The sequence below is a fragment of the Hyella patelloides LEGE 07179 genome (assembly GCF_900659865.1).
Lineage (GTDB): Bacteria > Cyanobacteriota > Cyanobacteriia > Cyanobacteriales > Xenococcaceae > Hyella > Hyella patelloides.
This window is the reverse complement of record NZ_LR213989.1, coordinates 1-11652: the sequence shown is the minus strand read 5'-3', so window position 1 is coordinate 11652 and position 11652 is coordinate 1. Positions and strand designations below refer to the sequence as shown.

The following is an 11652-nucleotide window of genomic DNA, read 5'->3' as shown; positions in this document are numbered from 1 at the left end:
CTTTTGGGTGAGATATATGGGTAATTATCATTGGTGCAATGAAGTGTGGTACGACTAGCCTACATTACTATCTGAATCTGCATCCTGAAATTTCTATGTCCTCAAAGAAAGAATTACACTTTTTTGTAGCAGAAAAAAATTGGCAGCGAGGCATTGATTGGTATAAATCTCATTTTACGAATCCCACCAAGATCCGAGGAGAGACATCTCCTAGTTATGCAGCTTGTCACAAGTGGCGGGGAGTACCTTCTCTGATGCATTCTGTGGTGCCAAACGCTAAATTGATTTACATTTTGCGAGATCCTATCCAGCAAATTATTTCCCATTATCTACATCAGAAAACTTGTGGAGTAGAAAGCCGTTCGATTAATCAGGTTTTAGCAAATTGCGATCGCCCTAATAATGACTATATAGTCCGTACTAAATACTACTTTCAGCTACAACAGTATCTTAAATATTTTGCTCCCGAACAAATTTTGATTCTCACTTTAGAAGAGTTATCCAGCAATCCTCAAGCAACTCTAAAAAAGGTTTTTCGCTATTTAGAAGTGGACGACTCTTTTGTAATTCCCCAAACAGATAAAAAGCTCCATCAAACCCAAAATAAAATTCAGAAAAACTCTTTAGGATTTTTAATCTCCAAAATGCCCTTAATTGGTAGAGTCGGTCAATTACCCCACGAAATGCGCTGGCGAATCGAAAAGCTACTTTATACATCTTTTTCCCAACAAATAGAAAAGCCCCAATTAGCTCTAGAAATTAAACAAAAAATTATTAATTTATTGCAGGACGATATTTCTTGCCTTAGAGAATATACTGGTAACGACTTTTCTCAGTGGAGTGTCTAATGTTTGCCAATTAACTTGCTTTGAATTATGTTGCTACTGAGTAAAATCCCATGAACTTAAAACAAAAAGCACTTCAAGGCGTAGTCTGGTCTGCAATTCAAAATTGGGGTTCTCAGTCTTGTTCTTTTATTGTATTTCTTATATTGGCGCGTTTGCTGAGTCCAGAAGCTTTTGGTCTAGTAGCTTTGGCTAATGTTTTTCTGGCTTTTATGCAAATCTTTATGGAACAAGGATTTACTCAAGCTTTAATTCAACGACAAGACTTGGAATCAGAACATCTAAATACTGCTTTTTGGAGTCAAGTAGGATGCGGTATTTTATTGGCAGTAATTTCTGCTTTAGGTGCAGGTGTGGTTGCTCAGTTTTTTAATCAACCAAAACTGATCCCGATTCTGCAATGTTTATCCTTACTTTTTATCGTTAACTCTTTTGGTCATGTTCACAAAGCCTTATTAAGCCGAGAATTTGCCTTTAAAATCATGGCATTGCGATCGCTTTTGGGGATAGTGGTTAGTGGTATAGTGGGGGTGGCAATGGCTTATGCTGGTCATGGCGTTTGGAGTTTGGTGGCTCAACAGCTAGTATATGAATCAGTAGGGGTTTTGGTAATGTGGCAAGCCGTTGACTGGCGACCAGCGTTACAGTTTTCTCCTAAACATTTTCAACATCTGTTTGACTTTGGGATTCACGTCTTAGTCTTCAAATTTATTAAGTTTTTTAATAAACGTTCTGATAATCTATTAATTGGTTATTTCTTAGGTGAAGTAGCTCTCGGTTACTATGCGATCGCTTATCGCATATTACAGGTAATGATTCAGTTAATTATTACTACCTTCAATCAAGTAGCACTACCAACATTTTCACGATTACAAAACGAACCCGATCGCTTTCGTCAAGCGTTTTATCAGGCTACTCAGTTGACTAGCTTAATTGCTTTTCCTGCTTTTTTAGGTGTAGTAGTTCTCACTCCAGAATTAGTTATTTCTTTATTTGGAGAGCAATGGCAACCCGCAATTAGAGCGATGCAAATTCTGGCTTTTGAAGGCATTGTTCAATCAGTTTCTTTTTTCCATAAGTCTGTATTTATGTCTATGGGAAAACCTTTTTGGAAAGTTAAATTGACTTTATTCAATGCTACCATCAATATAATTGCTTGTTTGATTGTAGTTAAATGGGGAATCACCGCCGTAGCTTTGGCGTATGTTGTTAGTAATTACTTAGCTTTTCCTTTGAGCCAATGGGCAGTTAATAAGTTAATTAAGATTCCTTTGCTACCTTATACACAGCAATTTATAACTCCTGTAGTTAGTTCTGTTTTAATGGTAATAGCAATTCTAATTGCTAAATATTTTTTAGTAAATTTAGTTACCACTCAAGTATTATTAATCATTACTATTGTTTGGGGTACAATAATTTATATTTTATCTATTAAATTCTTAAATCCTCAATTATTCCAACAAATAGTCGAACTTGTGAGAATGGCTATTTTTTCTAAAAAGAGAGCTACCTAATAAAAATTTATAAACCTCGTCCACATTGAAAACTGGAGTTTTTGCTTGCCAAATAACGTTCTAGTCGGAAGAATAAAGAATAACTTTCTACTTGCTACTTCCGAGCAAATAATACCAATTGGATAAATGTTTGTTACACATAGATATAGGAGTAGGGTGGGCATTGCACTAAGGTAATTTCTAGAAAAGAAGATACCCGATAGATTAAGATAAAAGAAATAGTGAGCAAGAGGAAGAAAACTGAAGTTTAAAAGCGAAAATACGTCATTAACCCGATCTCAAGTCGAAGACTTATGTTTAGCTGCCTCAAAAATGACGGGAGCAAAACGTCGAGACTTTCAAGGTCAAATGACGATCAAGCATTGTGAGGGAAGTGCCAGGAAAGCAGAAAGACTTTTTGGTTGGGGAAGAAGAAATGTTCAGTTGGGATTAAATGAAAACCGAAGCGGAATAATCTGCGTGGGGTTACAGTCAAGTTATAGTGGAGCGAAAAGATGGGAAGAGCTTGAACCATTAGCGGCTCTAGCATTACGAGAAATAGCCGAAGCTCACGCTCAACAAAATCCAACTTTTAATAGCCCCATTGCTTATACTCGACTTACAGCAGCAGAAGCTATCTCTCAGCTAATTCGTCAAGGGTTTGAGTCGGAGCAACTTCCTGCACCTAGTACTATGGCAGTCATTTTAAATCGAATGGGTTACCGTTTAAGAAAAGTTCTCAAAGCCAAGCCTCAAAAAAAATTCTCCAAACCGATGCCATTTTTGAGAATATCAGCCTCAAAGACCAAAAAAATGACGAGAGAGTCAAACGATTGAGTCTCGATTGTAAGGCAACAGTGAACATCGGAGATTATTCTCGTGGCGGGAAAACCAGAGGTTATAATCAAGCCCAAGATCATGATATGGGAGTAACAGAAAAATATATCCCTTGTGGAATACTTGATGAAGATAGCGGACAACTATATCTCAACTTTGGCAGTAACTACAAAACCAGTGACTTTATTGTAGACAGTCTCTCTATATGGTGGACAGCCATTTCCCAATCCGAAAAGCAACAAATAGATTTTATTCAAATCAAAATGGACAATGGTCCAGAAAATAGTGGTGTTCGGACTCAATTTCTGAACAGAATGGTAGATTTTTCCAGTAAGGTGGGGAAATCTATTCAATTACTTTACTTTCCCCCCTACCACAGTAAATATAATCCCATTGAACGCTGTTGGGGCATTTTAGAACAACACTCTCTATGGAACTCTTTTCCGAAACACTGAAACGATGTTGTTCTGGGCAAAAACCATGAAATGGAAAGGAATACAGCCTATCGTTAACCTGAGTCAGAAGATTTATCACAAAGGTATCTCTTTAACTAAGAAAGCTATGAAAGAAATTGAAATGTCTCTCCTGCGAAATCCACATTTACCAAAATGGGATATTCTCATTCGACCTTATTAGCTGGTAATTTCTTTGCCAGAAATCACCTAAAGAAAGCCTCACTTCCATTTGGTACAGAAAACTCCCCAAAACTGTGAAATAAATTTCCGCCAGCACTGTCTCCATCGTCTATCTGTACTCCTGTATCCGTAGGAGTTAAATTAGTATTGGTACTGCCATCGGTAGTAATTTGAGCGTCGGCTGATGAGATTAATGTGGAGACAAAACATAAACCGAGAAAGGAGCTTTCTATTAGTTTCATCGATAAAAAGTAATATAACTAAAATTTTTCTGAATTATACAATTTGGCTAGTTAATATATAGGGTGTACTTAACGACTTAATGCATTAAAGAAGGAACCGAGGCAGAGGGCAGAGGGCAGAGGGCAGAGGGCAGAAGGCAGAAGGCAGAAGCAATGCACTAAAGTATATGCGAAGCGGTATCCTTTAGTGCATTGCCCACCCTACTACGATTCTGTTGCATTCTTTTTTCCAATTGGTATAAGAATGAAAATCAAAAATTATAAAAGATTTAGTCCTCATATTATTAAGCAGTTATTGTTTGAAGAAAATATTCGGCGTTATCAAGGATTATTTCGCGTTCTACCAGATTTTATGATTGTTGGGGCGCAAAAAGCAGGAACAACATCTCTTTTTCACTACTTAAAACAACATCCACAAATTATTGATTCTAATCCTAGTGAAGTGCATTTTTTTGATTATAAATATCAAAAAGGATTATTACTATACAAGTCTTATTTTCCCACCAAAATAGAAATAGAACAACAGCAAAATAATTTAAATAGAAAAGTTATTACAGGAGAAACCAGTCCCAGTTATTTATTTTATCCCTTTGTAGCTAAGAGAATTGCTAAAACATTACCAAAAATTAAAATAATTATTCTCTTACGAGAACCCATTGCCAGAGCTTACTCTCACTATCAGCATGAAGTAAGAAAAGGTCGTGAAACCCTAAGTTTTGTAAAAGCGATCTCTAGAGAAAAAAATGGGGAAGTTATTCGCAAATATCAGTCGGGAAAATATTCTAATTACCAATATGCTTGTCGCTCTTACATGGCTCGTAGTAGATATATAGAGCAGGTAAAGGATTATTATCAACTATTTAATCCAGAAAATATTTTAGTATTATCTAGTGAAGAGTTCTTTTCACACACTCAAATAACTTACGATAAGGTAATTAATTTTTTAGGACTAAAACCATATACAATTACTGACAAAAAAGCTAGAAATGTAGGTTGCTATAAGAAAAATATTATTCCTTTAGAAGAAGATTTACGTTCTTATTATCAGCCATATAATCAGCAATTATTTGAATTTTTACAGCAAGATTTTAGTTGGGATTAACGATTTTAACCAAAGTGAGAAGCGACGCAAATACAGCTACCACCATCATAATTTTCAATTAATATTATAAAGTAATTCTGTATCTACAAAAATCTTAATTAATAATTTAATTATTTACCTTTAAAACTGAACCTTTATCTCCTTTAAAGACTTCAATTCTAGTTTGAAAAGCTTCTTTGAATTGGGACATATGGGTAACAGCTAAAATACAGGCAAAATCAGATGCGATCGCATTTATGGAGGCAATTAAACGATTACAACCTTCGGGATCTTGTGTACCAAAACCTTCATCTACTATCAGCATTTGCAGAGAAGTTCCCGATCTTTGGGCGAGAAGTTTTGCTAATGCTAAACGGATGGAAAAATTAATCCGAAATGCTTCCCCTCCAGAGTATGTTTCATAGGGACGAGTACCTTGCGCATCGGCAATTAAAATGTCTAAAGTATCAATTAGTTTAGTTTTTTTCTTAGAAGTTCCTTTAGTCGCTTTTTGAGTTAAAAACTGCACGTGAAACTGATTCCCTGTCAGTCTAGCTAAGATTTGGTTAGTTTCGGCTTCTAACTGGGGTAAGATATTTTCGATAGTTAAAGCTTGGATGCCATTTTTACCGAAAGCCTGGGCTAATTCTTGATAGATACGGTATTTTTTCTTGGTATCTTTTAGTTGTTGTTCTATTTCCTTGTGTTGGTCTGTCAGTTTATCAATTTGCACTAAAGACTCTTTTAAACTACCGCTACGACTAATTAAATCATCCAATTGATAGCGACGCTGGGTAATTTGTTGTTCTAAGGTTTGAATTTCATTACGATAGTCTACTACTTGTTCTCTTTGTGCTAAATAGTTATCTAATTGTTCTTGGCTGGTAACTTTATCCTGGGTACGTAGTTGCAGGAGATTATTTAACTCTTGTTTTTTTGTTTCTAATTGAGGATATTGCTGTTGCGCTTGTTGCAATTGTTGATATTGTAAATGCCAAGATTGTGCTTGACGTAGAGAGTCTAAAATATGTTGGTGTTGTGACTGTTCGTAACCTAAACTATTAATTTTGTCTTCTATTTGATTAATTTGTTGTTGAATTTCTGAGTCAATAGCTAATCGTTCGGTGGCTGTTTCTAAAGTAGAAATTTTAGCTATTAACTGGGGTTTTTGTGAGCTTAATTTTGCTTGACGTTTTCTAGCATCTTCTATTTTGGCTTGTTTGATTTCTGCCCATCGCCAACGATCCACTTCTCCTCGGACTAAAGCATGGGTTTGTTCGTCATATTCTAAAATTTGTAATTCTTCATTTAATTGTTGTAGATATATTTGTAATTCCTGAGCATAATTTCCACTGGATAAACTTAGCTCTAAACGATTCTTTTCTTGTTCTGCTGCTTCTAACTTTTCGTAAGTATCTTCCGTAGCTTCTAGTTGTGCTTCTAAATGTCCTAATCTTTGTCTTAAATTATTATATTCGTGAAGATCTTGAGAAATAGCTCTATACTCTTGTCTGTAAACCTGTAGTTCTTTTTCGCAAGTTGCTAATCGTTCTCTAATTATCCATATTTGTTCTTTAACGCTTTCTTGTTGTTGCTGAGTTTTATTAACAACATGATAACGATGATGTTCCTCTAAACCTTGTTCACAGAGAGGACAAACCGCATCGGGGACGGATAACATTTCTAGTTTTTGCTGTAATTCTTGCCATTGTTTTTCATAGTTACGTTGATTTTCTTGCAATCTTTCCTGACAACTCCTTTTTTCTAAGCCTTTTTCTTCCAATCGCTTTTGATAGGTTTTCTTTTTATCCAATTCTCCAATTTGAGCATCTACTGTTAAAACAGCATTTCGCATTTGGGGTACTTGAGAGATTTCATTTTCTAGTTGATAAACTGAGATTTGTAACTGGTCTAATTTGGCAGTCAGATTCGCTTTTTCTTTGGCTATTTCTGTTTGCAAATTATTTTTACGCTGTAACAGGGGAGAAACATATTGTTGTCGTTTATCTAACTCTTTTAGTTGACGACGACTACGATCTAACTTTTCCAACGCAGTAGTAATCTCTCCCGAACGAGATAAGATATCTTGAATTTCTTGCTCTTGCTGTTCGATATTTTCTAAACGAGTTTGAGTTTGTTTGATCTCTAAATTAAGCTCATTTTTTTGCTTGAGTAATTGCTGATTTAATAGTTGCTTTTGCTTTTCTAGCTGTTGATAACGACTAAACTTATGGGCAAAATCTTTTTCTGATTGTTGCCAAGTAAGTAACTGCTGATATCCTTGGACAATACTGGCTTCTTGTTCTAATAACTGGGTTAATTGTTGTTGCTGTTGCTCTAAACTATTAATCTCAATTATTAAGCGATCGCAGTCTTTAATTAAATTTTGATGTTGGTTTTGTTGCCAAGTAAACTGTTGTTCGATGGCTTGTCTTTGATGATCTATAGTTTGTAATTGCTGTAATTGTTTGCGATCGCTATTTTGATTCTCTTGTAAACTGGCTACTTGCAACTCTAGCTTTTGTAACTCTTGACTAACAACCTTTCTTTGTGCAATTTCAGCCAGTAAAGGAGTTACACTTTGTTCTAATTGTTCGACCCTTCCCTTATACTCTTTTACCGAATCTTTTGCCTTGCTAGCTAACTCTTCATAACGATCTAATTTTAATAAATCTGCTAAAACCTGTTTGCGATCGCTAGGTCTGCGTAACATGAATTCATCCGCCCTTCCCTGACGTAAATAGGCAGAATTAATAAAGGTATCGTAATCTAATTTTAAACAAGCAATAATCTCAGTTTGCGTCGCTTTAATACCCTTAGCCGTCAAAGAGCGGAATCTTCCCGATTCGGTAGCTATCTGAAACTCTAAAGAGCCACTTCTACCTCTAGGACGAGAACGAATTACCCGATACGTTTGATTATTACAAATAAATTCAAAATCCACCCTGACATTTTTCGCCCCATTATGAATTACATCATCTTCGGTTGCAGCGCGAGTTTTTCCCCACACAACCCAAGTAATTGCTTCTAATAAAGAGGACTTTCCTGCACCATTTGAACCACAAATGCAAGCGGTGTGCAAACCACGAAAATCTAAACTCGTTTCGCGGTAACTTAGAAAATTCTTGAGCGTAATTTGTAGCGGAATCATGCAGTTTTTATTAGTATTTTAAGGCAATATTCAGTATATTTGCATTGCATTCTAGTCTAAAATTCCCGTAAGGTGGATCGTCGATTTTTTTTCTATCTTTTAACAAAAATTAACTTACCCTATTGACCAAAAATAACTCATTAATTGACGTTGCTGATGTAAGTATCGATCGCGAGATTCGGCATCCTATAAGGATATATCGAAGTGTATCCCTTTAGGGACACCTTCGGATAAAGTTTCCCAGGGGCTTACAAAATAATACTTTTCGTAGCTGTCAGCTATGAGCTTCTGAGCTTCTTAAGTAGTTTTTGTTGACCGATGAGAAGCAAAATATAAATACAAGATATGAATAATAGTCGAAGCACTATGCATTCACCAACACTCATTAATTGAATCAGGTTACATTTGTGGGAAACAATTGAAAGAGGTTTGTAAATGTCCCAGAAAAACGAAACGTTACCCTTAATACTAGCTTTAGTCTGTACGGGGGCAATCTTAACAGGGGGTTGGTGGTGGTTTAATAACAAATCTGCTTCGGAAGTAACTTCTACTCCACCAGTAGCAAATCAGAATAGTAATGATACTCCTAATAATAATTCTCCTCAGACAAATAACAACACCCCCGTTACTTTTAGTTTTCCGAACAATGTAGCTCAAGGTACGACCATTAATGTTAATGGTTCCACCAGTATGGTACAAATAAATCAGGCAATTAAGAAAGGGTTTGAAAGACAATTTGCAGGAACAGCGATCGCCACTAATGGACAAGGTACAGGGGTAGGATTAAAATTACTTCAAGAAGGTAAGATTGATATTGCAGCGATTTCTCGCCCTCTGACCGATGCAGAAAAAGCCCAAGGTTTAAACGCTGTACCCATTGCCAGAGATGCAATTGCTATTGTAGTTGGTGTCAATAATCCTTTCCGTCGTGGTTTGAGCAAAAACCAGGTAGCAGATATCTTTCAAGGTAAAGTCACAGACTGGTCTAATATCGGAGGAAAATCCAATACTATTAGAGTCATAAATCGTCCCAGTATTAGTGGCACTCGCCAAGTTTTTCAAGATGAGGTGTTAAACGGAGCAAGCTTCGGTACTAGCGCAAATTTTACTACTCTAGATCGCGATGCTACCACCCCCATCCTACGAGCTTTAAGCACAGACGGTATTAGTTATGCCACCTATGCCCAAGTAGCCAATCAACAAACAGTACGCACTGTAGCGGTCAATGGTTTAACCCCAGAAGCAGATAATTATCCCTATTATCGCGTTCTTTATTACACTTATCAAGAACCCGTAACCCCTGAAGTAGAAGCATTTTTAGGCTATGTTTTATCTTCTCAAGGACAACAAGCGATTTCTTCTGGTGGTTAGTGGTTGATTGCTGATTGTTAATTGCCAATATACATACATATATTATACATACATACATATATATCGATATGAGAGAAATTCAGAAAATTTAGAGTAAAGATGCGATGATGAGAATTTTGTTTAAAGCCACTCGGATGTTATTTTACGAACTTATGAATAAAATAGGTTATACCGAAAATTTTCTTAAGTAAGATTTATCGATTGGGTAAAAATAGTATTAGTTAGATAAATCAGTATTTAAAACTATAAAGTAAGAAACAGCACAAATACCGTAATGACGAATTCAACCCATAATCCACAGAATCAAAATCCTGGCTCCGTTAACCAAAATCAAAAGATTCGGATTTTAATCGCCGATGACCAAAAAATGATTCGTGAGGGACTGAAAGCTCTTATACAGACTGAATCCGATCTCGAAGTTGTAGGTATTGCCGATAATGGAGAAGATAGCATCAAACAGGTAGAAATCCATCAACCAGATGTTGTCTTGATGGATATGGAAATGCCTGGTATGGATGGAGTCAGTGCCACTAAAATTATTTGTGAAAAATTTCCTGATGTTAAAGTATTAGTCCTTAGTACTTTTGATACCCAAGAATATGTAGCTCGCACTCTTAGCTCTGGAGCAATGGGCTATCTTTTAAAAGGCACTCCTGCTCAAGAATTAACTAATGCTATTCGTTCTGTGCATTTAGGCTATGCTCAAATAGGCCCTGGTATTTATCAGAACTTACCTCTAATTCCCAAAGGAGAAAGCAATAATCACCTTTCCCCCTTAGCAACATCAAACCCAAACCAAATCGGTGCAGAGCAACTTAGTCCTCGCGTCAACGGACAGTTAGCTACTCTTGATAAAGAGCAAGATAGTTCTGCTCTCTCAGTTGCTTCCAAGTCCGCAATTGCACCCCGTAAATTTGAACAAACAGTATTATTGCGTCCTTCTCCTAAATGGTCACATTGGACTGTTACAGGAATCATGGGAGTAACTGTTTTTGCTGTTGTTTGGGCATTCGTTGCCAAGATTGAGCAAGTAGTACCAGCGATGGGTCAATTAAAGCCAGAAGGCAGAATCAAAGAGGTACAAATTCCTACTAGTGGCGTTGTCGAAGAAGTGAAGGTAGAAGAAGGGCAAAGAGTAGACCAAGGAGATGTTCTTTTAGTTTTAGATTCCACCACCTCAGAAGCACAATTACAGTCTCTCAAAAATATTCGTCAGTCCCTAAATCAAGAAAACCAATTTTATCGCGCTTTAATGGGAGAGCAAATTGCTCCTAATAAAGTAGATGAATCTTTAACCAAAGTCGAAATTCCGCGAGAAATCAACTATTTAGCTCGTAATCGCGCTCAACTCAAAGGTGAAAATGATTTACTACAGGCTCAATTAGGGACAGGAGAAGCCGAGCTTACTCCACAGCAAAAAATTAGATTAAACAATGCCCAAGCAGAAGCGCGATCGCGTACCGCAGCAGCCAGATTAGAAGTAGAACAATTAGAAAAACAACTCAATCAAAATCAGGTACAACTAGCAGATGCCAGAGAACAATTAGCCACTGCAAGACAAGTATTAGGAGAAATTGAGCTGAGAAATCAAGACTCAATGGCTCAAGCCGAAAAAAGCCTCCAAATTGAAGAAAAAACCTTGAATTCTCTGGAACCCCTAGTTAACGAAGGTGCGATCGCTTCATTACAGCTAGACCGTCAACAACAAGAAGTTAATGACCGTCGTGCAGAAATTATCGAGCAAAATTCTAGAGGTAAAATTGAGTACAACAATCAAAAACAACAGGTAATTACCACCCAATCGGAAATTAATCGTCTACAGGAAGAAGCTCAAAGATTACGTTTAGATATTGCTCAAGCCAGAGAAGAATTAACCAATACCACCACTTTATCTGATAAACAGATCCTCGACAGAATTGCCGAAAACCAACAGGCTATTGCAGATATTGATACTCAGCTAAATCGCTCTATTGTTGAAAATGACAAGCGCATTCAAG

10 protein-coding genes are annotated in these 11652 nt (G+C 36.6%); 8 read left to right on the top strand and 2 right to left on the bottom strand.

The genetic code is table 11. The features are described from left to right. Positions 1-14: 14 nt before the first annotated feature. The 5 genes from H1P_RS25180 to H1P_RS39510 all read left to right on the top strand — a co-directional run bounded on the left by H1P_RS25180 (position 15) and on the right by H1P_RS39510 (position 3811). Positions 15-848, top strand: a complete 834-nt coding sequence (locus H1P_RS25180) for a sulfotransferase domain-containing protein (protein ID WP_144872582.1) — start codon at positions 15-17, stop codon at positions 846-848. A gap of 50 nt (positions 849-898) precedes the next feature. Further along, complete coding sequence (locus tag H1P_RS25175) at positions 899-2359, top strand: MOP flippase family protein (protein ID WP_144872579.1); 1461 nt, start codon at positions 899-901, stop codon at positions 2357-2359. Positions 2360-2671: 312 nt separating this feature from the next. Next, positions 2672-3175 carry an ISAzo13-like element transposase-related protein gene (locus H1P_RS37710; RefSeq protein ID WP_144872576.1) on the top strand — a complete coding sequence of 168 codons (504 nt, stop codon included), beginning with the start codon at positions 2672-2674 and terminating at the stop codon, positions 3173-3175. Positions 3176-3195: 20 nt separating this feature from the next. Continuing rightward, on the top strand, positions 3196-3630 hold the full coding sequence (locus H1P_RS37705; RefSeq protein ID WP_222427224.1) for an ISAzo13-like element transposase-related protein: 435 nt from the start codon (positions 3196-3198) through the stop codon (positions 3628-3630). 4 nt (positions 3631-3634) lie between these two features. After that, a complete protein-coding gene (locus H1P_RS39510; protein ID WP_144872569.1) occupies positions 3635-3811 on the top strand; it encodes an ISAzo13-like element transposase-related protein in 177 nt (58 codons plus the stop codon). Between the two features lie 22 nt (positions 3812-3833). Here the strand turns inward: H1P_RS39510 and H1P_RS38490 are convergent, their stop codons facing one another. Next, positions 3834-4052, bottom strand: coding sequence for a filamentous hemagglutinin N-terminal domain-containing protein (locus H1P_RS38490; protein ID WP_144872566.1), 219 nt, complete (start codon positions 4050-4052; stop codon positions 3834-3836). A 244-nt stretch (positions 4053-4296) separates the two neighbouring features. Here H1P_RS38490 and H1P_RS25150 point away from each other — a divergent pair, with 244 nt between their 5' ends. Next, complete coding sequence (locus H1P_RS25150) at positions 4297-5154, top strand: sulfotransferase family protein (protein WP_144872563.1); 858 nt, start codon at positions 4297-4299, stop codon at positions 5152-5154. A 106-nt stretch (positions 5155-5260) separates the two neighbouring features. Here the strand turns inward: H1P_RS25150 and sbcC are convergent, their stop codons facing one another. After that, entirely contained in the window at positions 5261-8284 is a 3024-nt protein-coding gene (gene sbcC, locus H1P_RS25145) for an exonuclease subunit SbcC (RefSeq protein WP_144872560.1), read from the bottom strand. 435 nt (positions 8285-8719) lie between these two features. Here sbcC and H1P_RS25140 point away from each other — a divergent pair, with 435 nt between their 5' ends. Together H1P_RS25140 and H1P_RS25135 are read left to right on the top strand one after the other, a co-directional pair. Continuing rightward, on the top strand, positions 8720-9655 hold the full coding sequence (locus tag H1P_RS25140) for a phosphate ABC transporter substrate-binding protein (protein ID WP_144872557.1): 936 nt from the start codon (positions 8720-8722) through the stop codon (positions 9653-9655). Between the two features lie 274 nt (positions 9656-9929). Next, on the top strand, positions 9930-11652 hold a 1723-nt coding region (locus H1P_RS25135), incomplete at its 3' end, for a response regulator (protein ID WP_144872554.1).

What these genes read in the sequence shown, in the direction of transcription:
- H1P_RS38490 (WP_144872566.1), bottom strand. Translation starts at nt 4,052, where the DNA reads ATGAAACTAATAGAAAGCTCCTTTCTCGGTTTATGTTTTGTCTCCACA.
- H1P_RS25175 (WP_144872579.1), top strand. Translation starts at nt 899, where the DNA reads ATGAACTTAAAACAAAAAGCACTTCAAGGCGTAGTCTGGTCTGCAATT.
- sbcC (WP_144872560.1), bottom strand. Translation starts at nt 8,284, where the DNA reads ATGATTCCGCTACAAATTACGCTCAAGAATTTTCTAAGTTACCGCGAA.
- H1P_RS37710 (WP_144872576.1), top strand. Translation starts at nt 2,672, where the DNA reads ATGACGGGAGCAAAACGTCGAGACTTTCAAGGTCAAATGACGATCAAG.
- H1P_RS39510 (WP_144872569.1), top strand. Translation starts at nt 3,635, where the DNA reads ATGTTGTTCTGGGCAAAAACCATGAAATGGAAAGGAATACAGCCTATC.
- H1P_RS25140 (WP_144872557.1), top strand. Translation starts at nt 8,720, where the DNA reads ATGTCCCAGAAAAACGAAACGTTACCCTTAATACTAGCTTTAGTCTGT.
- H1P_RS25150 (WP_144872563.1), top strand. Translation starts at nt 4,297, where the DNA reads ATGAAAATCAAAAATTATAAAAGATTTAGTCCTCATATTATTAAGCAG.